This is a genomic window from Pseudescherichia sp. (assembly GCF_032052675.1).
In the GTDB taxonomy this organism is placed as follows: domain Bacteria; phylum Pseudomonadota; class Gammaproteobacteria; order Enterobacterales; family Enterobacteriaceae; genus Pseudescherichia.
The window spans coordinates 253,019-277,261 of the sequence record NZ_DAMBWA010000005.1; the positions used below are offsets into that span (position 1 = coordinate 253,019).

At 56.0% G+C, this 24,243-nt stretch carries 22 protein-coding genes, 2 tRNA genes and 1 pseudogene; 14 read left to right on the forward strand and 11 right to left on the reverse strand.

What is annotated here, in order from left to right; translation table 11 throughout:
• Nucleotides 1-75: 75 nt before the first annotated feature.
• Complete coding sequence (gene dctP / locus RTX96_RS09770; RefSeq protein ID WP_312670847.1) at nucleotides 76-1,107, forward strand: TRAP transporter substrate-binding protein DctP; 1,032 nt, start codon at nucleotides 76-78, stop codon at nucleotides 1,105-1,107.
• Between the two features lie 168 nt (nucleotides 1,108-1,275).
• On the opposite strand, the gene RTX96_RS09775 is transcribed toward dctP, so the two are convergent.
• Nucleotides 1,276-2,730 (reverse strand): AMP nucleosidase, encoded by a 1,455-nt coding sequence (locus tag RTX96_RS09775; RefSeq protein ID WP_103820857.1) that lies wholly within the window; start codon nucleotides 2,728-2,730, stop codon nucleotides 1,276-1,278.
• 143 nt (nucleotides 2,731-2,873) lie between these two features.
• On the opposite strand from RTX96_RS09775, the gene RTX96_RS09780 reads away from it, so the two are divergent.
• Nucleotides 2,874-4,064 (forward strand): hypothetical protein, encoded by a 1,191-nt coding sequence (locus tag RTX96_RS09780; protein WP_312670848.1) that lies wholly within the window; start codon nucleotides 2,874-2,876, stop codon nucleotides 4,062-4,064.
• 30 nt (nucleotides 4,065-4,094) lie between these two features.
• Here RTX96_RS09780 and RTX96_RS09785 read toward each other — a convergent pair whose 3' ends face one another.
• The 5 genes from RTX96_RS09785 to RTX96_RS09805 all read right to left on the reverse strand — a co-directional run bounded on the left by RTX96_RS09785 (nucleotide 4,095) and on the right by RTX96_RS09805 (nucleotide 6,661).
• The gene (locus RTX96_RS09785) at nucleotides 4,095-4,235 is read right to left on the reverse strand and encodes a hypothetical protein (protein ID WP_103820859.1); all 141 of its coding nucleotides are present in this window, start codon (nucleotides 4,233-4,235) and stop codon (nucleotides 4,095-4,097) included.
• Nucleotides 4,236-4,326: 91 nt separating this feature from the next.
• Nucleotides 4,327-5,445 carry a mechanosensitive ion channel family protein gene (locus RTX96_RS09790; RefSeq protein WP_312670849.1) on the reverse strand — a complete coding sequence of 373 codons (1,119 nt, stop codon included), beginning with the start codon at nucleotides 5,443-5,445 and terminating at the stop codon, nucleotides 4,327-4,329.
• Between the two features lie 137 nt (nucleotides 5,446-5,582).
• Nucleotides 5,583-5,659, reverse strand: a tRNA-Val gene (locus RTX96_RS09795).
• Nucleotides 5,660-5,668: 9 nt separating this feature from the next.
• A tRNA-Val gene (locus RTX96_RS09800) sits at nucleotides 5,669-5,745 on the reverse strand.
• A 172-nt stretch (nucleotides 5,746-5,917) separates the two neighbouring features.
• Nucleotides 5,918-6,661: a glucose 1-dehydrogenase gene (locus RTX96_RS09805; RefSeq protein ID WP_312670850.1), complete on the reverse strand. Its 744-nt coding sequence runs from the start codon at nucleotides 6,659-6,661 to the stop codon at nucleotides 5,918-5,920.
• Between the two features lie 92 nt (nucleotides 6,662-6,753).
• On the opposite strand from RTX96_RS09805, the gene RTX96_RS09810 reads away from it, so the two are divergent.
• Nucleotides 6,754-7,308 (forward strand): helix-turn-helix domain-containing protein, encoded by a 555-nt coding sequence (locus tag RTX96_RS09810; RefSeq protein ID WP_312670851.1) that lies wholly within the window; start codon nucleotides 6,754-6,756, stop codon nucleotides 7,306-7,308.
• Between the two features lie 50 nt (nucleotides 7,309-7,358).
• Here RTX96_RS09810 and mdtK read toward each other — a convergent pair whose 3' ends face one another.
• Nucleotides 7,359-8,732 (reverse strand): MdtK family multidrug efflux MATE transporter, encoded by a 1,374-nt coding sequence (gene mdtK, locus RTX96_RS09815; protein ID WP_103820862.1) that lies wholly within the window; start codon nucleotides 8,730-8,732, stop codon nucleotides 7,359-7,361.
• A 228-nt stretch (nucleotides 8,733-8,960) separates the two neighbouring features.
• Between mdtK and RTX96_RS09820 the strand changes: the two genes are divergently transcribed.
• Entirely contained in the window at nucleotides 8,961-9,611 is a 651-nt protein-coding gene (locus RTX96_RS09820) for a riboflavin synthase subunit alpha (protein WP_312670852.1), read from the forward strand.
• 44 nt (nucleotides 9,612-9,655) lie between these two features.
• Here the strand turns inward: RTX96_RS09820 and cfa are convergent, their stop codons facing one another.
• Nucleotides 9,656-10,804, reverse strand: a complete 1,149-nt coding sequence (gene cfa / locus RTX96_RS09825; RefSeq protein WP_103820864.1) for a cyclopropane fatty acyl phospholipid synthase — start codon at nucleotides 10,802-10,804, stop codon at nucleotides 9,656-9,658.
• A 268-nt stretch (nucleotides 10,805-11,072) separates the two neighbouring features.
• On the reverse strand, nucleotides 11,073-12,230 hold the full coding sequence (punC, locus tag RTX96_RS09830; RefSeq protein WP_312670866.1) for a purine nucleoside transporter PunC: 1,158 nt from the start codon (nucleotides 12,228-12,230) through the stop codon (nucleotides 11,073-11,075).
• Between the two features lie 136 nt (nucleotides 12,231-12,366).
• On the opposite strand from punC, the gene punR reads away from it, so the two are divergent.
• Complete coding sequence (gene punR / locus RTX96_RS09835; protein ID WP_103820866.1) at nucleotides 12,367-13,278, forward strand: DNA-binding transcriptional activator PunR; 912 nt, start codon at nucleotides 12,367-12,369, stop codon at nucleotides 13,276-13,278.
• Nucleotides 13,279-13,311: 33 nt separating this feature from the next.
• On the opposite strand, the gene purR is transcribed toward punR, so the two are convergent.
• Nucleotides 13,312-14,337 carry an HTH-type transcriptional repressor PurR gene (purR, locus tag RTX96_RS09840; RefSeq protein ID WP_103820867.1) on the reverse strand — a complete coding sequence of 342 codons (1,026 nt, stop codon included), beginning with the start codon at nucleotides 14,335-14,337 and terminating at the stop codon, nucleotides 13,312-13,314.
• A 297-nt stretch (nucleotides 14,338-14,634) separates the two neighbouring features.
• Between purR and RTX96_RS09845 the strand changes: the two genes are divergently transcribed.
• Together RTX96_RS09845 and RTX96_RS09850 are read left to right on the forward strand one after the other, a co-directional pair.
• Entirely contained in the window at nucleotides 14,635-14,724 is a 90-nt protein-coding gene (locus tag RTX96_RS09845; RefSeq protein ID WP_103820868.1) for a YnhF family membrane protein, read from the forward strand.
• A gap of 183 nt (nucleotides 14,725-14,907) precedes the next feature.
• Nucleotides 14,908-16,074 carry an MFS transporter gene (locus tag RTX96_RS09850; protein WP_312268016.1) on the forward strand — a complete coding sequence of 389 codons (1,167 nt, stop codon included), beginning with the start codon at nucleotides 14,908-14,910 and terminating at the stop codon, nucleotides 16,072-16,074.
• 39 nt (nucleotides 16,075-16,113) lie between these two features.
• Here RTX96_RS09850 and RTX96_RS09855 read toward each other — a convergent pair whose 3' ends face one another.
• Nucleotides 16,114-16,959, reverse strand: a complete 846-nt coding sequence (locus RTX96_RS09855) for an NlpC/P60 family protein (RefSeq protein ID WP_312670853.1) — start codon at nucleotides 16,957-16,959, stop codon at nucleotides 16,114-16,116.
• 335 nt (nucleotides 16,960-17,294) lie between these two features.
• On the opposite strand from RTX96_RS09855, the gene grxD reads away from it, so the two are divergent.
• The 7 genes and pseudogenes from grxD to RTX96_RS09890 all read left to right on the forward strand — a co-directional run.
• Nucleotides 17,295-17,642, forward strand: a complete 348-nt coding sequence (gene grxD, locus RTX96_RS09860; RefSeq protein ID WP_312670854.1) for a monothiol glutaredoxin 4 — start codon at nucleotides 17,295-17,297, stop codon at nucleotides 17,640-17,642.
• A gap of 302 nt (nucleotides 17,643-17,944) precedes the next feature.
• Nucleotides 17,945-18,442 (forward strand): type VI secretion system contractile sheath small subunit, encoded by a 498-nt coding sequence (tssB, locus tag RTX96_RS09865; protein ID WP_103820871.1) that lies wholly within the window; start codon nucleotides 17,945-17,947, stop codon nucleotides 18,440-18,442.
• Between the two features lie 36 nt (nucleotides 18,443-18,478).
• The gene (tssC, locus tag RTX96_RS09870; RefSeq protein WP_312670855.1) at nucleotides 18,479-20,029 is read left to right on the forward strand and encodes a type VI secretion system contractile sheath large subunit; all 1,551 of its coding nucleotides are present in this window, start codon (nucleotides 18,479-18,481) and stop codon (nucleotides 20,027-20,029) included.
• Between the two features lie 15 nt (nucleotides 20,030-20,044).
• Nucleotides 20,045-21,382 (forward strand): type VI secretion system baseplate subunit TssK, encoded by a 1,338-nt coding sequence (gene tssK, locus RTX96_RS09875; protein ID WP_312670856.1) that lies wholly within the window; start codon nucleotides 20,045-20,047, stop codon nucleotides 21,380-21,382.
• Nucleotides 21,379-22,032, forward strand: a pseudogene (gene tssL, locus RTX96_RS09880) (type VI secretion system protein TssL, short form). Before tssK ends, tssL begins: the two are co-directional and overlap by 4 nt.
• A 3-nt stretch (nucleotides 22,033-22,035) precedes the next feature.
• On the forward strand, nucleotides 22,036-23,748 hold the full coding sequence (locus RTX96_RS09885) for an OmpA family protein (protein WP_312670857.1): 1,713 nt from the start codon (nucleotides 22,036-22,038) through the stop codon (nucleotides 23,746-23,748).
• Nucleotides 23,749-23,762: 14 nt separating this feature from the next.
• Nucleotides 23,763-24,243, forward strand: a 481-nt coding sequence (locus RTX96_RS09890; RefSeq protein ID WP_312670858.1) for an Hcp family type VI secretion system effector, incomplete at its 3' end; no start/stop codon positions are given.

A 24,243-nucleotide genomic window follows, 5' to 3' on the forward strand; every position in this document is an offset into this window, starting at 1 on the left:
CCGCCTGGGCACCGAAAAATTATTTAACCAAAGCGAAGGAAACGCATGAAGCCAAAACATTTACTCAGAAAACTTATGGCTCTTCTGCTCACGACATCGCTGCTGCCCGCTGCCGCGTCGGCTACCCAGGTCCTGATCTACAGCGATCATGAGCCTTTGGGAGGTATGCGTACCCGTTTTATTAACGACGTGTTTTTTCCTGCGATTGAAAAAGAATCGCAGGGCCGCCTGAAAGTCGATGCGCACTGGGGTGGCGAGCTGAACAACAGCTATGAGGCATTAGGTAAGGTCAGCCAGGGTGATGTCGATATGGCGACCGTTGTGCCGGAATATACTGCTGACCAGTTGCCGTTACACCAAATCTTCAAAAGCTTTCCCGTCGGCCCAACCGGCGCGCATCAGGTCGATTTTTTCCGCCGTGCCTACGCTGATATCCCGGCGTTCCCGGCAGAGCTGAAGAAAAACAATGTGGTGAGTGTTTTTCTGGAAACTGGCTATCCGCTGGCCTTTTTCAGCAGCAAAGCAATGCCGGATCTGGGCGAGATTAAGGGTGGCACATGGCGCTCCGCCAGCTTCTGGCACCGGGATTTTCTGCAAAACGCGGGGGCGATTCCGGTCACCATGCCTTGGGGCGAACCGACCTATAACGCGCTAAAAACCGGCGCGATTGATGGCATGATGCTGAACGTCGACAGCGGTTACGATCTGAAAGCCTATCGGTACGCGCCCAATGTGCTGATCTCTAAAGATCTGTGGCTGGGGCACCTTTACATTCTGGCGATGAACGAAAAAACCTGGGACAAACTTTCCCTGGAAGACCAGGCGGCGATCCAGCGCGCGGCCCAAACCGCGTACCAGTCCCTGGGCTCGGTGATGGACAGCAGTTTTAACACCCAGATAGACGATTTGCGTAAAGCCGGTGCCACGGTGCGCATCCTGAAACCGCAGGAAGTTGCGCAATGGCAAACCACCACCCACTATCAGGCCGCGCAGGCTAAGTGGGTAAAAGAGCAAGAAGCGAAAGGCGTCAACGATGCGGAAACGGTGATGAAGCAGGTTAACGCCATCATGAATGAGGCCATGCAGCAGAAGGCGCACAAAAACTGATAAGCCGCCTGCATTAGGCAACAACGGATCTCGCGTCTCCAGGCAGCGTTGAAAGCGCTGGCGGAAGCACGCGGCTTCAAGGCCGGAGACGCATTGCAGAAATGAAACGGAGAGCATGGGAAGGCGTAAAGAAAACGGCTCCTGTTGCAGGAGCCGTCATCGTAACGATTACCGGAACGGCGGCTCGTTGAAGGTCCTTAGCTTACGCGAGTGCAGGCGGTCGCCTTCGGCGCGTAGCAGGTCAATCGCCCGGATACCAATCTGTAAGTGCTCCGAAATTGCCCCCTCATAAAAACGGTTCGCCTGGCCCGGCAGTTTGATCTCGCCGTGCAGCGGCTTGTCAGAGACGCAGAGCAGGGTGCCGTAGGGAACGCGGAAACGGTAGCCCTGGGCGGCAATAGTGGCGCTCTCCATATCTATCGCCACCGCGCGGCTCAGGTTAAAGCGGAGAGCCGAGGCGCTGTAGCGCAGCTCCCAGTTGCGATCGTCAGTGGTGACCACTGTCCCGGTACGCAGCCGCTGCTTGACCTCTTCACCAGGCATACCGCTTACCGCTTTAGTGGCGTCGTACAGCGCACGCTGAACTTCCGCGATGCTCGGGATAGGAATATCCGGTGGCAGCACCGCATCCAGGACATGATCGTCGCGCAGATAGGCGTGCGCCAGCACGTAGTCACCAATCGACTGACTCTCACGCAGGCCGCCGCAGTGGCCGATCATTAGCCATAATGCGGGCCGCAGTACGGCAAGGTGATCGCAGATGGTTTTGGCGTTTGACGGCCCCACGCCGATGTTAACCAGCGTAATGCCTTCCCCGTCGGCGGTGATCAGATGCCAGGCGGGCATCTGATGCTTCTTCCATGCCAGATCGGAGATGGCCTCTTCCGGCGCTTCGGTCTCGGCGGTGATCCAGACTCCACCGGCACAGGAGAGCGCAATGTAGGGGCTATCTGGATCGAGGATCTGGCTACAGCCCCAGCGTACAAACTCATCCACGTAGCGGGTGTAGTTAGTAAACAGCACGAAGGGCTGGAAGTGCTCGACAGGCGTGCCGGTATAGTGGCGCAGGCGTGCCAGCGAGAAGTCAACGCGGCGTGCGTCAAAGTGCGACAGCGGATAGAGCTCCGTAGGGTGAAACAGCCCATCGGCGGTCTCATCGCCAATCTGTGCCAGCTCGGTTGTGGGGAAGTGGCGGGTCAGGCCAGCGCTCATGGAGCGATCCAGCGTGAGGGCAGAGCCGTCAATCACGTAGGGATAGGGGATCTCATGCTGAGAGGGCCCAACTTCAATCAATGCGCCATAGTCATTGTACAGCAGCGTTAACTGTTCCAGCAGATAGGCGCGAAAGAGACCCGGACGTGTGATGGTGGTGGTATAGCGGCCCGAGTGGGTAAAGCGACCGTAGGCGCGCGTTTTCGGCGGATTGGTACTATTCCCATCCCAGGAGACTGACAGCTCCGGATAGACAAACTTGCCCTGGGCACGCGTCAGGGTGTCAGGCAGCGAGCCATCCTCAATATACTGGCCGATGGCGTTGCGTAGCGCGTTGACCGACTGCTCATACAGCGCATCAAGCTTCTCCAGCGCCTGTTCAGGCGTTAAACCTTCACCCATGTTATGCATCGTTATCTCCTTGTTCGCAGGTGTGCTGACATACACGATAGTATGTCACAGGAATATGAAACAAAAGGGTGGGATAATTTCATACTTTAGCCACGCCCTGCCTGCCTATACTCCTGTGATCGATCGCTGCCGGATCTCCTTTGATGTCGATTATAGAACGTCTCTTTACCCTTCAGCATGGAAGCCGGAATAGTGGGGCGCTGCTCCTGCTGGTTACTCTCTCTTTACTCACGCATTACGCTTACGGCTACTATCCGCCGGATCCCCCCGCGGAGTGCAGCAGTAGCATTGATGATGTCGAGCGCGGGCGCTGCCTGCTGGATCGGGTGTACCAGGCAGGCAACACGGCAGCCGAGGTAGGTTTAGACCGAGCGGCATACCGTCAGCAGGCGGGGAGCGCGCTGGCGCAAATTGAAGAGATGGCAGCGCCACCGGCCTGGCTACTGTCTGAGGCGCGCTTTGCCTGGGCATGGGCCAACGATCCGGATAATAGCGTCTTTAACGACCCGGTAAGCGAAGAGGCGGACAGGCTTACTATTGCGCACTATCAGACGGTCTGCTGGCCACCCAATCTGGAAACCTACAGCGTTGAGCACGATATTTCTCAGCTGCTTTGTACCGTAGCGAGGCAGCGTATCCATCTGTTGGAAAACGGCCTCGATCGGGCTCGCCCGGATGATGCGGCTATGAAGGCGGTGATGGGGTTTATCGAGCGTTACCCTCTGCTGAAAAGCGATACGGGGCTGGATGAGGCCAATCAGCGTCTGGCTCGACGATTAGTCGTCCTGGGTCTGGGATTCGCTTCTGCCGAACGGGTGGGCACCCAGTTCAAACAGGCGGCGGGGCTTGCTTTTATGATGCTGTCGGTTGCCGATACGCAGCGTGATGGGCCGGATCGCGAGGCGGTTGCCTTTGCTGCCGGTATCGCGCAGCTTGTCGATTTATTCAGGCCTGCAGAGCTCCCCCGGCAGGATTACAACATTAAACTGGTGGCTTTAAGCCACCGTCTGCTTTCCGCCGCATTTCCGCCGGAAAGTCATGTCGTCATCAATAGTAGCCAGCTACAAACGGATATGGATATCGATATTGCGCTAAATCCTGTCTATCCACCCGCCATGCGCAGCGCGGCGGCAGCCGAGGCCAGAGGGCTAATAGAGAGCCTAACCCAGAATGCCCTTCAGCAGCGGGAGTATGCTACGCAACGGGAGCGGTTGGAGGTGGTGCAAACGCTTTTTGAGCGGCTTGAGCACGCTATGCCAGAGCCAGAGCCAGAGCCAGAGCCAGAGCCAGAGCAGCATCCTGAATTTGCCGCTGTTTGCCCTGTTGAGATATAAAAAAACCGGCCAGAGCGGCCGGTTTAGGTATCAGATTTTGCAGGCGTCGCCGCAGTCATCATCGGCGATAATCGCCTGCGCTTTTTTATCAGCGTCTTCCAGACGTTCCGCATTGCGCTCCTGCGCTTCTTCAAGCCCGGCGAACTCCAGGTTGTCGAGATCAATTTCCATTAGCTACCCCTTTTTAAAGCCGATTGAATCAATACTGTAGCATTATATGCCATCCACCTGGGATGGCGAGAAATGCTCATCCGCGACGCAATCAGGCCTCTTTAGGCCAGCGCTGCATCGCCACAGGGAACGGCATCGCCTCTGGCTGGGCTGGCGTTCTTACCACCAGGCTAGGCAGGGCCAGCTCAATCTCATTTTCATTCAGCTTTTCAATGATGCGAATATTAATCTCCTGCTGAATATCCATGTACTTGTTGTAATCCGCCGTATTAACAATATGAACGACCTCATAGGTCAAACGATCCGCATTAAACGCCAGCAGATGGGCGCGATCGAACTTTGTCTCACCTACCTCATTGATAATAGTTTTTACCATGTCACCCACGATGCGCAGCTTTTCCGGCGGCGTAGCGAGGGCCACACCAAAGGTGAAAACGATACGGCGGGTCTGCATGCGCTTGTAGTTATGAATAGTCTGCTGCAGGAGCTGGGCGTTGGCGCAGACAATCTGCTCTCCGCTGAGGCTGCGGATACGGGTCGTCTTCAGCCCGATATGTTCAATGGTACCGGCCACGTCGTTAAATACCACAAAGTCGCCAATCTCGAAGGGCTTGTCGAAACCGATCGACAGGGAGGCGAAAACATCGCTCAGCACGGTCTGTACCGCCAGGGCGATAGCAATACCGCCAACGCCAAGGCTGGCCACCAGAGCGGTAATATCGACGCCAATATTTGCCAGAATCGACAGCAGCATCATTGACCAGACAACGACGCGCAGGATCATGCCCAGAATCACCATCGTCACCGGATTTTTATTGGAGCCCGGCGCGTAGAGGAGATGGCGCATCCAGGACTGCACACCCTGATCGAGCCAGATAGCAATCTGGATAGCGATCACAAAGAACCAGATATGCGACACGGTTGAGAACAAGCGATCGGGTAAGTCGACGAAGCGCAGGCTGAACAAAAAGGCTGCAATAAAGAGCAGTAGCTTGTTAGTGCGCTTCAGGATATCGAACGCGATAAAGCGGGAGTGGGTGCTGTTTCCCTCTTTTTTGCTGGCCTGCTGGATGGTTTTATACACAAAATTCAGCAGTCGGTTGGTCAGCCAATAGGTAATCAATGTGACAAAAAAGACGATAGCCAGATTGATCCAAAAAGCGGGGGACATCAACACCGTAACCATATTGAGTCGTGCCAAATACTCCATTTTACCTCCAGTCTATAGCGCAAGAACATTACAGTATAGACGCCATGAATCAGAGGTCAGCCCAGGGCGAGTAAACGGGTAAAATGAGAGACGGGAAGCAAAGCTGAAGAAAAAGCACCAAATCGCAGGAAATGATTTGGTGCGTCCGAGTGGACTCGAACCACCGACCCCCACCATGTCAAGGTGGTGCTCTAACCAACTGAGCTACGGACGCACTGAAGGATGGTGCGTTCAATTGGACTCGAACCAACGACCCCCACCATGTCAAGGTGGTGCTCTAACCAACTGAGCTATGAACGCAACGTTGTGTGTGACAACGGGGACGAATATTAGCGGCAGGCGGCGGTCGTGGCAAGCAGAAAAAAGCAGTTTTATCACTGATTTCACGCGATTGCAGAACTTTTATACATAAAGCTCACATTGTATTGAAGCATAAGGATGATTTTTAATCATAAATCCTTTTGCACTGTATTTAAACGGCGATAAACCCGCCATCGACAAACAGCTCTTCGCCACCTACAAAGCTGCTCTCTTCGGAGGCCAAAAACAGTACCGCCTTAGAAACCTCTTCGGGCTGGGCTAGCCTGCCGAATGGTGTGGTCTGCTGCATCCACTCCTCAGCGCCGCTATTACTATCCAGATAGGCCTGCATTGCAGGCGTCATAACCATGCCCGGCGATACCGCATTAACGCGAATGCCCCGGCTTTTCAGGTCAGTTGTCCAGGTTCGGGCGAATGAGCGGATTGCTGCTTTTGTGGCGCTATACACAGAGAGGCCAGCAATGCCTGTACTCCCCGCAACCGAGCCAGCGAGCACAACCGCACCGCCAGCAGACATCAGGGGTAAGGCTTTTTGTACTGTTAAGACCGTGCCCTTAACGTTTATGGTAAAGACCCGGTCAAAGTGATCGTCATCAATACTGCCGATGGGCGCAGATTCGGACACCCCGGCATTGGCGAAGACCACGTCAATATGTCCATGATCCTCCGCTATTTTTGCATAGAGCCTGTCAAGGTCCGCAGCCATGCCGACGTCCCCCTGAATGCCTACGGCACCGTTACCGATCTCGTTAAGCGCCTCATCAAGGCGCTCCTGGCGACGACCGGTGATATAGACGTGCGCGCCTTCTGCCGCAAACATCTTCGCTGTCGTCAAACCGATACCGTCGCTGCCACCGGTGATCACCACGACCTTTTTTTCGAATCTCATCGCCATAGATAGTCTCGCTCTTGGTTAAGTGGAGGGTTGCTCCATTTATTATGTGGAGTTACCCTCCATTTAGCAAGTATCACCAGGAGAAAAAAGAGTTGGCTCACGAACCCCCACTACGCGCCGATGCGCAGCGAAACAAAACGCGAATTCTCGCTGCGGCCGAGGAGATTTTTTATGAAAGGGGCGCAGGCGTCTCGTTAGAAGATGTCGCGAAGCGTGCAGGCGTCGGTATTGGTACGCTCTATCGACGTTTCCCGACGCGTGAAGCACTGCTGGCGGCGGCATATAGCGATCGGTTTCTGGCTTTATCAGAGGCCAGCCGGGTAAGAGCCCTTTCGCTTGCTCCGCTGGATGCGTTGCGTTTGTATCTCGAAGAGCTCGTCCAGTATACCAATGTCTACCGTGGCATTGCGGCGTCGCTCGGCACTGTTCTTCAGATCGGAACGCCAGGATGCGTTGCAACTCGCGAGGAGGGGACACGACTTTTGCAGAATGGACAGGCGACAGGAGCAGTTCGGACTGATATCAGTTTTGATGACCTGGTGTGTATCGCAACGGCAATTTCACTCTCTACTGAGCAAGAGCGCGCCCCGCAAGCGCATATTGCGCATCTGGTCGGTGTATTTCTGCATGGCATTGTCTTGCGCTAGCGGCGTTTAACCGCAGATAAAAAAGCCGCCCGTAGGCGGCTAGTCGTGGATTATCGCGCGGCGCGCTGGAGGATCACGCTTGAGGGCTGACGCTGCAGGAAGCGCATCCGCAGCATCATCAGGATCGCTGCCGAGGTCAGGCCGATAATAAAGCCCATCCAGAAACCTGCCGGGCCCATGCGATCGACGACCAGATCGGTCAGCGCCAGCACATAGCCGCTCGGCAGCCCCAGCACCCAGTAGGCGGTGAAGGTGATGAAAAAGATCGAGCGGGTATCTTTATAGCCGCGCAGGATGCCGCTGCCCACCACCTGAATGGAGTCAGAGATCTGATAGATCGCTGCCAGCAGCATCAGCTGCGCCGCGAGGTGCACCACCTCGGGGTTATCGTTATACAGCAGGGCGATATGCTCCCGCAGCGATACGGTAAAGATGGCGGTAAGCACTGCCATGCAGACGCCCACGCCTAAACCGGTGCGCGCAGCAGTCTGCGCGTCCAGCGTCGATCCCTGACCCAGGCGAAAACCCACGCGAATGGTCACCGCCGCCGCCAGCGACATCGGCAGGACAAACATCAGCGAACTAAAGTTAAGGGCAATCTGGTGGCCCGCTACATCAACGATACCCAGCGGGGAAACCAGCAGCGCGACCACGGCAAAGAGCGTCACCTCAAAGAAGAGCGCCAGCGCGATCGGCAGGCCAAGCTGCACCAGACGTTTAAGGACGCTGAAGTCGGGCCTGGCAACGTGCTGATCCTGGCGGATGTCGCGCATGGAGCGGGCATGCTTTACGTAGGAGAGCATACAGATAAACATCACCCAGTAGACCGCCGCCGTGGCCACGCCGCAGCCAACGCCGCCCAATTCCGGCATGCCGAAGTGACCGTAGATAAAGATGTAGTTAACGGGAATGTTCACCAGCAGGCCAATAAAGCCAAACACCATGCCGGGCTTGGTCTTTGCCAGACCTTCGCACTGATTACGTGCTACCTGGAAGAAGAGGTAACCCGGTGCGCCGCACAGCAGGGCGCGAAGATAGCGTACGGCTTTGTCCGCCAGCTCCGGATCAATATTATGCATAGCATGAATAATATGCCCGGCATTCCAGAGGACAATCATAATTAACACCGAGACGAAGCCCGCCAGCCAGAACCCCTGACGCACCTGTTGGGCAATGCGATCGCGACGGCCCGAACCGTTAAGCTGGGCGATAACCGGCGTCAGGGCCAGCAGCAGGCCGTGGCCAAAGAGAATGGCCGGAAGCCAGATAGAGGTGCCGATCGCCACCGCCGCCATGTCGGTGGCGCTGTAGCCCCCCGCCATGACCGTATCAACAAATCCCATCGCGGTTTGCGCTATCTGCGCAAGGATCACTGGGATAGCCAACGCCAGCAGCTGGCGTGCTTCGATATAATACTTCTGCACGGAAACACCTGTATATTGTTGTTATTGGTAAGCATGAAAAAGCCGCCTTAACTGGCAGCAAGAAGAGATTGCAGGATAAATAGCCAGACCATTGTAACGGGGAACGGCGAATATGCCAGAGAAAAAACAGCCTGGGCGGGTGCAGCGCTGGCAACCTCTTTTTCCACCTGTTATTGTGCAATTATCAAAACGGCTTGCGCCGAATTAATGGTTACAGGAGTTGTAGGCATGTTTACTGGTATTGTACAGGGCACGGCAAAAATCGTGTCCATTGATGAAAAACCCAACTTCCGCACCCACGTCGTCCAGCTGCCTGAGTCGATGCTGCCGGGGCTGGAGACCGGCGCGTCTGTGGCGCATAACGGCTGCTGTCTGACCGTCACCAGCATCAATGGCCCGCTGGTCAGCTTTGACCTGATGAAAGAGACGCTGCGTATTACCAACCTGGGCGAACTGAGCGTAGGCGGCGAGGTGAACGTTGAACGTGCGGCGAAGTTTAGCGATGAGATCGGCGGCCATCTGATGTCGGGGCATATTATTACGACCGCAGAGGTGGTGAAAATTCTGACCTCAGAAAATAACCGCCAAATCTGGTTTAAAGTTCAGGACGCCAACCTGATGAAATATATTCTTTATAAAGGCTATGTTGGCGTGGATGGTATTAGCCTGACGGTGGGTGAGGTGACGCCGACGCGTTTCTGTGTGCATCTGATCCCTGAAACGCTGGAGCGCACTACGCTGGGCAATAAGAAGCTGGGGCATAAGGTGAATATCGAGATCGACCCGCAGACCCAGGCCATTGTGGATACGGTTGAGCGCGTGCTGGCGAGCCGTGAAGCGGCGATGATTGCCGCCTCGGTCAGCGGCAGCGAAGAGTAATTAAATAAAAAACCCCGGCCTGCCGGGGTTTTTATTAGCATCGGTCAGCGCGCCACGCGCAGGCCGTTTTCGACACCGCGGCTGAACACGACCTGCCAAAGCTGGATATCCCGGGCACGAAAGGCACCTGCGCAGGCGTTCAGATAGTAGCTGAACATGCGCTTAAAGCGTTCAGAGTAGTTATCGGCAATGTCCGGCCATGCGGCCAGAAAACGCTCGTGCCAGGCCATCAGCGTAGTATCGTAATCAGCGCCAAAGTTATGCCAGTCCTCCATGATAAAATGGGGCTCGCTGGCATTCGCAATCTGGCGCACTGACGGCAGGCATCCGTTGGGGAAGATATACTTATCTATCCACGGGTCTACGTGATGGTCGGTTTTTTTCGAACCAATGGTGTGGAGCAGGAACAGTCCGTCGGGCCGGAGGTTGCGATCGACCACCTCAAAGTAGGTGGCATAGTTTTTCGGCCCCACGTGCTCAAACATGCCAACGGAGACGACACGGTCAAACTGATCCTTAAGATCGCGATAGTCCTGGAGCAGAATAGTTACATCCAGCCCTTCGCAGCGCGCCTGGGCCATCTTTTGCTGCTCTGCTGAAATGGTCACCCCGGTCACGCTGACGCCGTAGTTTTTGGCCATAAAGTACGCCAGACCACCCCAGCCGCAGCCAATATCCAGCACACGCATGCCGGGCTGCAGCTGCAATTTTTCGCAGATTAGCCGCAGTTTTGCCTGCTGCGCCTCCTCCAGCGTCTGCGCCTCTTTCCAGTAAGCGCAAGAGTACTGCATATAGGGATCAAGCATGCGGCTGAAGAGATCGTTGCCGAGATCGTAATGCTCTTTACCGACTATCCAGGCGCGTTTCTGGCTTTGCAGGTTGAGTACCCGCGCCGCCGCAATCCTTAGCGTATCTTTAACGTGGCGCGGCATCTGGTTTTCCAGCCCGGCGCGAAGCACCTTGCTAAAAAATATATCCAGCCGTTCGCACTCCCACCAGCCGTCCATATAGCTTTCGCCCAGCCCGAGTGAGCCCTCTTTTAGGACGCGCTTAAAAAAACGGGGGTTTTTTACCCGGATATCCGATGGGGCAGTGCCGTTGATAGCGATGCCCGCGCGGCTTAACAGTTCGTTTGCGATACGGAACCAGTTATCGCTCTGTATGTTGACTTCTTCTATACACGATGAACTCATAGCTTCTCCATCACCCTATGTGATCAGAACCTTCAAACAGCGTAGACGCTTTTAATGGTTTGTGAGAAATCCCACGGAACGGGCCGTGAGCTTGATATCCGACGTAGAACAGAGGAAGGGAGATAGCCCTTGCCGAAAATGCCGTCCGTGGGAGAACAGGCGCGATCCTGCGCCTGTGAAAACATACTTATTTTTGTTAATAAAAATTATCGAAATGAGTATAGGCCGCAAAAACGGGTCGTTCAACCTATTATGGTTAGTTAACTAATTATTTTGCTGCTTGTTTTTGTCCCCAATAGCCCAGTCCGGCCAGCAAAACAGTCAGCAGCATAACGCTGGTTGTGGTAAGCAGAGGCGTAGCGATGAGCGTTGAGACCAGCAGACTGGCTAAAAAGCAGAGACCCAGCTGGAGGGTATTTTGTAGCGCCGCTGCACGTCCCGCCCCCTGAGGAAACGGGCTCAGCGCCTGGGCCACCACAATCGGATAGATTGCACCGTTAGCCATCGCCATCACGCAGAACGGAACCAGCAGCAGCGTCAATGAGACCTGTGGCAGGAAGGCCACCAGCCAGACGGCAACCACGCTCAGCGCATAGCCAGCCAGCAGCCAGGGCAGCAGACGCGGCCCCTGCCAGCGCTGAAGGGCTGCCCGACAGCCATAGCCTCCCACCAGAAAAGCGATGGTTTGCGGGACATAGCTCAGGCCAATCGCCGCGGGGCCATAGCCCAGAGCACTGAGAATAAACGGCGAACCGGTAAGCCAGGCGAAAAAGCTGGCTGAGCAGGCGGCGTAGATGGTGACGTTTCCGCAGTAAAAGCGAGAGCGTAACAGCAGCCCGAAGGTAACGGGTGTCGTTTGCGGATGATACTTTTTTACCGGTTTTTTAAGGCGAAGTGCGGGCAGCATCAGCAGCAGCGTGATAACAAACAGCACCATAAAGATGTTCTGCCAGTGGGAGTGGGCGAGGATCCAGCTTCCCAGCAGCGGCGCGAGGGCGGGGGAGAGCCCAACCAGCGGCATAATAGTGGCAAAAATACGGTTAACCCGCTGAGCCGGATAGTAGTCCGTTACCAGCGTCTGCCAGGTGACCGCGGCGGCACATACCCCCACGGCCTGAACAAAACGCAGTATCAGCAGCATGGTGCCGTCGCGCACCCATAGCATGCCGATGCAGCCAAAAGCAAACAGTCCCAGCCCGCAGAGGAGGACCAGCCTGCGGCCAAAGCGATCGGAGAGCGGGCCCCATATCAGCTGGGCAAGGGCAAAGCCGGCCAGAAACAGGCTAAGGCTGGCACTTACTGCCGATGCAGGGGTATTAAGATCCTGCTGAATAGCCGTAAACGCCGGCAGGTACATATCCGTTGCCAGAAAGCCCAGCACGCTCAATCCCGCTAGCCAGACTAAAAATCCTTTACCAGGTAACATCATCTTTCCTTCTTATTCTCTTTCACGATAGAGGTTAAACAGTGCAGATCACAAAGCGGCAAAGTGTAGGCAGTGCATTACCGGTTGTGAAACGGTAATATTTGCGCAGTGCATTCAAATTTTTTGCAGGCAGAATATGTGGTCAGATTACTCCCTTGACGTCGTAGATACCGTGGCTCGTACCGGAAGCTTTAGCGCCGCTGCTCAGGAGCTGCACCGGGTTCCCTCCGCCATCAGCTACACGGTACGACAGCTTGAAGCGTGGCTGGCCGTGCCGCTGTTTGAACGACGGCACCGGGACGTGGTGTTAACCCCGGCAGGAAGCTGGTTTTTGCAGGAGGGGCGTTCTGTCATCAAAAAAATGCAGGTCACCCGACAGCAGTGCCAGCAGATAGCTAACGGCTGGCGTGGCCAGCTTGCTATCGCCGTGGATAATATCGTCCGGCCCGAGCGCACCCGGCAGATGATTGTCGACTTCTATCGTCATTTTTCAGACGTTGAGCTGCTGGTGCAAAAAGAGGTGTTTAACGGCGTCTGGGATGCGCTGGCCGATGGGCGCGTGGAGCTGGCTATCGGTGCGACCCAGGCCATACCGGTGGGTGGGCGCTTTGCTTTTCGCGATATGGGCATGCTCAACTGGCGCTGCGTCGTGGCCGCTCATCACCCGCTGGCGGGTATGGATGGCCCGCTGAGCGACGATCTCCTGCGCGGCTGGCCGTCACTGGTATGGGAGGATACCTCCCGGCTACTGCCCAAACGCATCACATGGCTGCTGGACAACCAGCGGCGAATGGTGGTGCCGGACTGGACCTCCTCCGCCGAGTGCCTGAGCGCCGGGCTATGCATCGGCATGGTGCCAGGCCATTTTGCCAGGCCGTGGCTCGATCGCGGTGAGTGGGTGGAGCTGCAGCTGGAGGAGCCGTTTCCGGATGCGGCCTGCTGCCTGACCTGGCAGCAAAATGATAACTCGCCCGCGCTGGGCTGGCTGCTGGACTATTTAGGGGATAGCGAAACGCTTAATCGGGAGTGGCTGCGGGAGCCAGTGTAAACGGCTCCCGAGGCGTTGATCGGCGGCGGATGCTTAACGACGATAGTCGCGGAAGGGGCCGTCGGCCACCGAGCGGCGCTCGATCAGCCGGGGATGAACCTCAATCGACTGCGACTCTTCACGCTTGTTGACGATGCGGTCCATCAGCATATTGAATGCGGTTTCACCCAGCGAATCTTTAGGCTGGTGGATGGTCGTCAGTGCAGGGGTGAAGAAGCGAGCGTTACGCACGTTATCATACCCAATCAGCGATACATCCTGCGGCACGCGCAGGCCCATCTCGTCGACGGCGCAGAGCGCGCCCATCGCCATCACATCGCCGCCGCAGAACACGGCAGTAGGGCGATGCGGCTGGGAGAGGATCTGCTGCATCGCGCGGTAGCCGGACTCAGGTTCAAAGTCGCCCTGCACAATCCAGTTTTCCGGTACGTTAATCAGCGCCTCTTCCATCGCTTTCATAAAGCCGGCCAGGCGGCCTGCGCCGGTATTACGCTCGAGCGGGCCGGGGATCACACCGATTTCGCGGTGGCCGCGTTCGACCAGGTAGCGGCCAGCCATATAGCCACCCTCAAAGGCATTATCGATGACCGAGTCGGTGAAGTCGGCTTTTGCCTCACCCCAGTCCATCACCACCATAGGGATATGGCGATACTCCTCCAGCATGCTAAGCAGCGGGGCAGGGTATTCAGAGCACATTACCAGCAGGCCATCGACGCGCTTCTGCGCCATCATCGACAGATAGGCACGCTGCTTCTCGAGGTTGTTCCAGGCGTTACCCAAAATCAGGGTGTAGCCTTTCTGGAAACAGTTCTTCTCTACTGCCTCGATAATCTCAGCAAAATAGGGCGCTTCGCTGCTGGTCGCCAGCAGGCCAATCGATTTGGTATGGTTAACCTTCAGGCTGCGAGCCACGGCGCTGGGTGAATAGTGCAGCTCTTTAATGGCTGCCCACACTGCGTTACGCGTCTCTTCTGCAACAAAACGCGTTTTGTTAATTACATGTGATACGGTTGTGGTGGAAACGTTTGCTCGTTTCGCTACGTCTTTTATAGTTGCCATTCAATGTCACTCCAAACCACGACGTAAGCTCCTGAAAATAGTGTAGGTAAACGTTTGCCTCTACTCAGCCTGCACGCAACTTTTGGGGATGCGATTCGCCGGGAAAACGACACGGAACGTCAGGAGGGGTCTATGGCCGGTACGCGAATAAATTTAGCGTGGAATTTTGTCTTATCTTGATGAAAAGGGGAAGCGTTAAAACGCATATCACCCCAAATCAAAGAAGATTTTTGCCCATAAATGTGTAAAAATGCGCAAGCTCACTTTTTGTGGGGTAATTAGAATGGAGAGAAATTGATGAGTGCAGATCTGAAGTTTTCCCTGATGACGACCGTTGTTGTGCTGGGCCTGATTGTTGCTGGTGCGCTGACCGCTGCGTTAAATTGATTTAGCATGAGGGAGAGCCCTCTCCCTCTGTTTCGGCATCCCCTCTGGCGCCGCGTTAATTGTTATCAAAATGGCAATAAACTTTTGTTAGTTTGATAACTTCTGTTTTTTTGTGATAAATGTCATGCTTTTGACTTCTGTGACAGTGTCGCCTGATCGACACGGCAATTCTGGAGTCAAAATATGAAAATTAACTTTCCCCTGCTGGCCCTGGCGATTGGGGCATTTGGCATCGGGACCACCGAGTTCTCCCCGATGGGCCTGCTGCCAACTATCGCCCGCGGAGTAGATGTCTCTATTCCGGCAGCGGGAATGCTCATCAGCGCCTACGCCATTGGCGTCATGGTGGGTGCGCCGCTGATGACGCTGCTGCTCTCCCATCGTGCTCGCCGTAGCGCGCTGATCTTCCTGATGGCAATCTTTACCCTGGGCAACGTGCTGTCCGCACTCTCTCCCGACTACACCACCCTGATGCTTTCGCGCATCATCACCAGCCTTAACCACGGTGCCTTCTTTGGCCTGGGGTCGGTCGTGGCAGCCAGCGTCGTGCCGAAAGAGAAGCAGGCCAGCGCGGTGGCCACCATGTTTATGGGGCTGACCATCGCGAATATCGGCGGCGTACCGGCGGCAACGTGGCTGGGTGAAACCATCGGCTGGCGCATGTCGTTTCTCGCCACCGCGGGCCTTGGCGTGATCTCGATGCTGAGCCTCTTCTTCTCCCTGCCAAAAGGCAGCGCCGGAGAGCGTCCGGAGGTGCGTAAAGAGCTGGCCGTGCTGGTGCGTCCGCAGGTGCTGTCAGCTTTACTGACCACCGTGCTGGGCGCAGGGGCAATGTTTACGCTCTATACCTACATCGCCCCGGTATTGCATGAGATTACCCATGCTACGCCGCTGTTTGTTACCGCGATGCTGGTCCTGATTGGGGTGGGCTTCTCCATCGGCAACTACCTGGGCGGCAAGCTGGCGGATCGCTCTGTAACCGGCACCCTAAAAGGCTTTTTCCTGCTGCTGATCGTTATCATGCTGGCAATCCCGCTGCTGGCGCGTAACGAGCTGGGTGCGGCGGTGAGCATGGTCATCTGGGGTGCGGCGACCTTTGCCGTGGTGCCACCGCTGCAGATGCGTGTGATGCGCGTGGCTCATGAGGCGCCAGGCCTGTCATCATCCGTCAACATCGGTGCTTTCAATCTCGGTAATGCGCTGGGCGCTGCCGCGGGGGGCGCGGTGATCTCGGGAGGACTGGGGTATAGCGTAGTACCGGTGACCGGCGCGCTGATTGCGGTGCTGGCACTGCTGCTGGTGCTGGTGTCAGGGCGCGGCCAGGCCGAACGTGAGTACGCGGTAGAGTAAGGGAACGTTGTGTCCTGCCACGGAGGGCAGGACGCTGAATTAACGAAGGGTTTTCGAGGTCATTACCCGGCGTGCCCCCACATAGTGGCGCTGCCAGTAGTCTTCGTTCAGGGAGGTGATCTGAATATCCTGACCGCTGCGCGGAGACTGAATGAATTTACCGTTACCGACGTAGACGCCAACGTGATCGGCCGTGCCCCGGCCTTGGGTACGGAAGAAGACCAGATCGCCACTCTGTAACTCACGGGTATTTACCGGAGACGCATCGCGAAGGTGGTACATCTCATTGGCCGTACGGGGAATGCGGAACTTGACCAGATCCTTATAGGCGTAATAGACCAGACCGCTGCAGTCAAAACCGGTACGCGGGGAGGAGCCTCCCCAGCGATAGGGCTTGCCGATCTGATCCATCAGTTTATTCATTGCCGTTTTCTGCGCTTTTTGCACACGCGCTTTATGTAGATCCGCCAGCGTCTCCGGCTTATCGTTTTTTGCCTTCACACAGCGCGTCTTATGCCCTTTGCGCACGGTGCATTTTTCTGCACCCGCGAGGGAGGCAATCTTATCTGGGCTGTTTTTGGTGCGGCGAGAGGCGACTTTGCTGGTTTTCGCGCTGCTTGATGCGCGTTTGGTGCTGGAAGAGACGGTCTTGACGGTGCTTGCTTTTGTACCGGTTTTTTTAGTTGTATTTTTTGCAGTGCCACTGCTTTTCTTTGAGGTCTTTTGGTTAGTGCTTTTACTCTTTCGCTCTGATGTTTTTGCCAAATGCGTTTTTTGCACGGCAGAGGGCCGCGCCTGTTCGGACGCCCAGGCCAGCGGCGTGAACGTCATTGAGGCAAAAACTAAAGCACAGAGCGTGATCGAGATTTTATTTATCCGCGCCACTGAGCAATCCCCTGAGTCAGTCAAGTAACGAATACGACATGCGTGTGATTTACAAAACTCGTCGATTCTAAAGCATAAAATGCCAAAAAGTTAATAAACTTTTTGCATCACAGCTCTGTTTCGTTAGCAAGCGCAAAAAAAAGCATCACTTAACCCTGTTTTGTGCTCACGAGATGACCAGTTGTGAAGGGCCGGACGCTTAGCAGCACAATTTTTACGGCAACTTTACCCTTCAGACGATAAACTAACGGTTGGTGAACAAAATGTTATTTTACCTGCTGGTGTGAAAAGCTAGAATGTCACATCACGCCGTAAGACGTTAAGGAAGTAAGACAATGAGCACAACCGTAGAGAAAATTCAGCTGCAGATCGCTGAAAACCCGATCCTTCTGTATATGAAAGGCTCCCCTAAGCTGCCAAGCTGCGGCTTCTCCGCCCAGGCCGTGCAGGCACTCTCCGCGTGCGGCGAGCGTTTTGCCTATGTTGATATCCTGCAGAACCCGGACATCCGCGCTGAGCTGCCAAAATACGCTAACTGGCCGACCTTCCCACAGCTGTGGGTTGATGGCGAACTGGTTGGCGGCTGCGATATCATCATCGAGATGTATCAGCGCGGTGAGCTGCAAACGCTGATCAAAGAGACGGCGGCGAAGTACAAAACTGAAGAGCCTGACGCAGAGTAAGCGTTACCGCCTGCTTAACAAGCCCTTCTGACAGATGAAGCCAGACAGTGAAATAACTGCCTGGCTTTTTTTACCTACTCTGATGCATTTATGTCAGTGGTAAAGTAAATACGCCACACTATTTCCTCTTGTTTCACTTTTTAATATTTTTAATTATGTCACTGTCAAATTCCTAATTTTATAAAACGCTGCCTTGTTTGCTTTACGCTGCGCTGGATTGGGAGTAAATATTACTGCGCCCATTTACCCTGTCGGCTATATACCCAGCCAGGGGCGTTAATTAATTCAGGAGATAAATATATATGTCTGAATCATTTCAGAACGAGATACCTCGTGCGCGCGTTAATATAAAGCTGGATCTTGTGACCGGAGGTGCCCATAAAAAAGTTGAGCTGCCGCTAAAGCTTTTAAGTGTGGGTGACTTCAGCAATGGCAAGGCAGAAGGCCCGCTTTCTGAACGTGATAAAATCAATATCAACAAAAATAATTTCAATAGCGTGCTGGCCGATCTCAATCCTGAACTCAATCTCACCGTCAAAAACACCCTTGCGGATGACGGCTCTGAAGAAAATGTGAAGCTGTCCTTTCGGGATATGAAGGATTTTGAGCCTGAAGCAGTGGCGCGACAAATTCCTCAGCTTCGAGCCATGCTCTCTATGCGTAATCTGCTACGCGATTTGAAATCCAACCTGCTCGATAACGTCACTTTCAGAAAAGAGCTCGAAGCCATATTAAAAGACCCCGCGCTTTCCGACGAGCTGCGCAATGAGCTGAATGCCCTGGTCCCAACTCAGGCTTAATAACAGAACGCTTTTTAACGGAATAATAACGAGTAAATGCTAATGTCAGTCAATAACGAATCGCAAAATCTGGCGGGGAGCACCGCTGCCGTAAACACGCTGCCGCAGAGTGGGGTATATGCCTCTCTGTTTGAAAAGATCAATTTAACCCCCGTAGCCGAACTCGGTGATGTAAACGGATTTGATGATAATACGGTCATGGCGGAAACGTCCGCTGATGCCCGCGTGACGGCCGCAGTAAAAGTATTTATGCAGTGTCTGCAAAAATCCGGACAGAAAGTGGAGAAGCTGGATAAAACGATCCTCGACCACCATATTGCGGAGCTGGATTTCCAGATCGGTCGCCAGCTTGACGAAGTGATGCACCATGAAGCCTTTCAGCGCACGGAGGGCATCTGGCGGGGCCTGAAATCGCTGGTGGATAAAACCGACTTCCGCCAGAACGTCAAGCTGGAGCTGCTTGATTTATCCAAAGAGGAGCTGCGTCAGGATTTCGAGGACGCGCCGGAAATTATTCAGAGCGGGCTGTATAAGCAGACCTATATCGCAGAGTACGACACCCCGGGGGGAGAGCCCATTGCTGCAGTGATCTCGGCATATGAGTTTGATGCCTCCGCGCAGGATGTGGCGCTGATGCGTAACATCGCAAAAGTCTCTGCGGCTGCTCATATGCCGTTTATTGGATCTGTGGGGCCGGCATTCTTTTTAAAGGAGAATATGGAGCAGGTCGCAGCCATCAAAGATATCAGCAACTACTTCGACCGCGCCGAATATATCAAATGGAAAAGTTTCCGCGACACTGACGACGCCCGCTACCTCGGCCTGGTAATGCCGCGCGTGCTGGGGCGTCTGCCGTACGGCCCGGATACCGTTCCGGTGCGCAGCTTCAACTACGTCGAGCAGGTGAAAGGCCCGGATCACGATAAATACCTGTGGACCAACGCCTCGTTCGCGTTCGCCGCGAATATGGTGAAGAGCTTCATCAACAACGGGTGGTGCGTGCAGATCCGCGGCCCGCAGTCCGGCGGTGCCGTGCAGGATCTGCCCATCCATCTGTATGACCTCGGCACCGGCAACCAGGTGAAGATCCCCTCTGAGGTGATGATCCCGGAGACCCGCGAGTTTGAGTTTGCCAACCTGGGCTTTATCCCGCTCTCCTACTATAAAAACCGCGACTACGCCTGCTTCTTCTCAGCCAACTCCACCCAGAAACCCGCGCTGTATGACACAGCGGATGCCACGGCTAACAGCCGCATCAACGCCCGTCTGCCATACATCTTTCTGCTGTCACGTATCGCGCACTACCTGAAGCTTATTCAGCGCGAAAACATCGGCACAACTAAGGATCGTCGCCTGCTTGAGCTGGAGCTTAATACGTGGGTGCGCGGTCTGGTGACGGAAATGACCGACCCGGGCGATGCGCTGCAGGCCTCGCACCCGCTGCGCGACGCAAACGTGGTAGTGGAGGATATCGAGGATAATCCGGGCTTCTTCCGCGTCAAGCTGTTTGCCGTGCCGCATTTCCAGGTGGAAGGGATGGACGTCAACCTGTCGCTGGTCTCCCGGATGCCGAAGGCGAAAGCGTAAGGCGAGGTATCGGGAATGAAAATTTATCGTCCACTTTGGCAGGACGGGGCCGCGCTGGCCCCGCAACAATTCCAGCAGCAGGCCCGCTGGAGTGCGCACGTTGCCGACAGGGTCGCCCGGATGGGAATTTCTCATCCCTGGGGTGTCGGGGCCGCAGAGTTCGACGACGCTGCGCTGGCGCTCTCACGCCTGAACGCCACCCGTCTGGTGGTGCGCTTTCAGGACGGTACCCTTGTTGATACGGACCTGGCAGACAATCTTCCTCCGGTCTGTGATTTATCTAGTGCAGCCGGCCATGAGGCTGTTGACGTGGTTGCCGCGCTGCCGCTACTGAGCGCCAGTGGCGGCAACCTCGATAACGGCCAGGACAGTGAGCGCCCGCGTCGCTGGAAAGCTGAGCGCGTGGTGGTGCAGGACCTGGCGGGCCATGAAAGCGGGGAACTGTCCATTCTGCGTAATGCACTGACCCTGCGTCTCTCCAGCCAGGAGAACACGGCCTGGCTGACCTGTCCGGTGGCCCGTCTGGTGCGTAATGCGCAGGGGCAGTGGAGCCGGGATCCGGCCTTTATCCCGCCGATGCTTTCCGTTTCTGCCAGCCCGCGGCTGATCGCTGAACTGGGGGACCTGCTGGTCCGGCTGCAGGCCCGCCGTCGCCGCCTGATGGCCATGCGCCGTGAGAGTAATGCGCGGATGGCCGACTTTGCGGTCGCGGATGTGTCCCTGTTCTGGCTGCTCAATGCCCTGAACAGTGCGGAGCCGGTGCTGACGGAGCTGATGCAGACGCCCGATCGCCACCCGGAACTACTGTACCGTGAACTGGCCCGTCTTGCCGGCAGCCTGTTGACCTTCTCACTGGAGCATGATGCCGGCGATATTCCTGTTTATCAGCACGATGCACCGGAACAGGTATTCCCGCCGCTGCTCACACTGCTCGATAAGCTGCTGGAAGCGAGCCTGCCGTCACGGGTGGTGAGTATCCACCTGGAGCATCAGGACCAGATCTGGAAAGGTGCCCTGCACGATGCGCGCCTGCGCGAAGGGGCCGATTTCTACCTCTCAGTACGCTCCTCCATGCCGAACCATGAGCTTCAGACGAAATTCCCGCAGCTGTGTAAAGCAGGCAGTTTTGATGATGTTTCAGAGGTGGTGAATGTGGCCCTAAGCGGGATGGTGATCACGCCCCTGGCCCATGTTCCGGCGGCGATCCCGCTGCGTCTTGAGAACCAGTATTTCTCGCTGGATCTGAGTACTGAGGCAGCACGCTCCATGCTTGAGGCGGGCAGCTGTACCTTCTATACCCCGCGCTCTCTGGGGGATGTGGATCTAGAACTCTTTGCGGTACTGCGTACATGAATAAATCCGAACTCAGCCAGACAGAACGCATCTTCTACCCGGGCTGGCTGATGGCTAGCCAGCTGCGGGGCGGTCAGGAAGTCCGTGATGGAGAAGGGCTCTATCGCCGGGCCTGCCGGATGGTGCAGGAGGCCCGTACGTCCCTGACCGACGCGTGATACAGCGACATCAGCCGCGACCATATGGTTTATGCCCTGTGTGCACTGCTTGATGAGAGTGTGATGAACCGGGGCACCACCGATGATGGTTACCTGACCTGGCGTCGTGACCCACTGCAGGCGCACTTCTTTGGCACACTGAACGCCGGAGAGGATCTGTGGGAACGCGTTCGAAGTCTGCTGAAAGAAACCGCCCCTGATGCAGCCGTCCTGACCTGTATGTACCGGACCCTGCAGCTGGGGTTTGTGGGTCAGTATCGTGCCCGGGATGATGAGCGTCGTGAGGATATTGTTCGCGCGCTCGCTGAACGGGTGCCGGCGTTCACCCTGGCGCAGGACGCTCCCCTTGTTGCCCGGGCTTCACGTCTGCGCAGTGGTCGTCGCGGGTACTGGCTGACTTGGATTGTGGCCACTGTCGCCCTGGCGGCACTCTGGTTCGTCCTCTCATCTTCGCTTGCCGGGCTGGTAAGCCAGAACATCAGGCCGGGGTAAGCGATGCGGGATGCGTATCGGAGTCTGTTAACTGCCCTGGGTGCCGTCCTGGCGCTGTGGCTCATCCTGGGATTCTGGCCCCTGTCCACGGGCAGCCGTGTGGCACTCACTCTGCTGGTCGTTCTGGTGTCCGGCGTGATGTTCTGGCAGCAGCGCCGGGCCTCTCAGGCGCGGGCAACCGCTGTCAGGGAGATTGTGGGTGAAAACCTGCCGCCGGAAGATTTCCAGGGGGCGGTGATCCTCGTCTGCGGTGACAGCACGCCTCTCTTTGTGTCCGGATCCCGTCACCGGGAAACCCGGCAGGGCTGGTATCTGTGGGTGAAGGATGCGGAACAGCTGCCGCTTTTTGCACAGCACCTGAGTCGGGTGCGTCCGGCCCTGGTGTCGCAGATCTCCGTTCTGCTGGCGGTGATACCTGAGCAGCATACATCCGGTGATGATTTTACCCAGTCTCTGCGGGGCTGGCAGCGTGCTGTCGTCCAGTGCCGTGCGGCATTCAGCACCATCCCGCCGCTGTGGACCGTGACCTGGGTATCGCCTTCTGCGGCCTGCACGAATGCCGAGCCCGTCTGGTTTACCACGGTAAGCCTGCGAAGCGGCATTCAGGTCTGTCAGCCCGGTCAGGGCAGTGTGTCACTGACGGAGTGGACCCGGGAGACCGGGTCAAACGAACGGTTTTCCCGTCTGAGCCAGGGCCTGTGGCTGCACAGCCTGCTTGCCTGGCAGAATAGCGCGGTCAGTGACCTGCTGTCGGTACGCCACAGCGAGCTGCCGGTAATGAAGCCCTGCGTGCAGGGCATGTGCATGGTGCCGGTGAGCGGTATCGCGGACAATCTCTGGCAACAGCACATCAGCTCCCTGACAGCGCTGGCACCTGCAGTGGCCGTGACCAGTGAGCCACTGCCGCTGCCTGAACTGCTGCTGCCGGCGTTACCGCGCAGACGTGGCGTCAGTCGCAGAATGGTGTTCTGGCGTTACGCCGGGTTACTTGGCGGAATTTTCCTCGCGCTGGCCATGCTGGCGTCCTGGGTGAACAACCAGCGCCTTATCCGTAATGTTGGCGATCATCTTGCGTTATATCACCAGCTGACGGGTAAGCCTGTTGCACCAAAACTGCGGGCGCAGCAGCGCCTCAGAGCCGATGACGCATTGCTGGACGACTGGCAGCGCCGCGGGGAGCCACTGCGTTATCGCCTGGGGCTGTATCAGGGGCTGCGCCTGGTGCCGCCCGTTGAGGCCGCCGTCAGTGACTGGGCACCTCCGCCACCGCCTCCACCTGTCATTAAGAAAATCATTCAGGGTCCGAAAACCATCCGCCTCGACAGCATGTCGCTGTTTGATTCCGGTAAAGCAGATCTGAAGCCGGGTTCGACCAAAGTGCTGGTGAACTCACTGGTGGGTATTAAGGCCAGGCCGGGCTGGCTGATTGTGGTGGCGGGATACACCGACAGCAGCGGGGATAAGAAACCTAACCAGCTTCTCTCTCTGAAACGCGCCGAGTCGGTGCGTAACTGGATGCGTGACACGGGCAGCGTGCCGGAAAGCTGTTTTGCGGTGCAGGGCTATGGCGAAAGCCGCCCGGTCGCAACCAATGACACGCCGGAAGGCCGGGCGCTGAACCGGCGTGTCGACATCACTCTGGTGCCGCAGGCGAATGCCTGTCAGGTGCCAGGTAATCACAGCGTTGCCATGACCGGCAGCGCCCTTAAAAAGTAAGAAGGAGTTTTGACATGGCAATTCCGGTTTATCTGTGGCTGAAAGACGACGGTGGTGCGGACATTAAAGGGTCCGTGGACGTTCAGGACCGTGAAGGCAGTATCGAAGTGGTGGCTCAAAAACACGATTTGTACATCCCGACCGATAACAACACCGGCAAACTAACCGGCACCCGCATTCACACGCCGTTCAGGTTCACCAAGGAGATCGACTCCTCAAGTCCCTACCTGTACAAGGCGGTGACTACCGGGCAGACCCTGAAATCAGCCGAATTTAAGTGGTACAAAATCAACGATGCGGGCCAGGAGGTGGAGTACTTCAACACGAAGCTGGAGAACGTCAAGCTGGTGAAGGTCGCGCCAGAAATGCACGACATCAAGGATCCCTCCTACGAGAAGCATAACCATCTCGAAACCGTCGAGCTGCGTTACGAAAAAATCACCTGGACCTATAAGGACGGCAACATCATTCATTCCGACTCATGGAACGAACGCG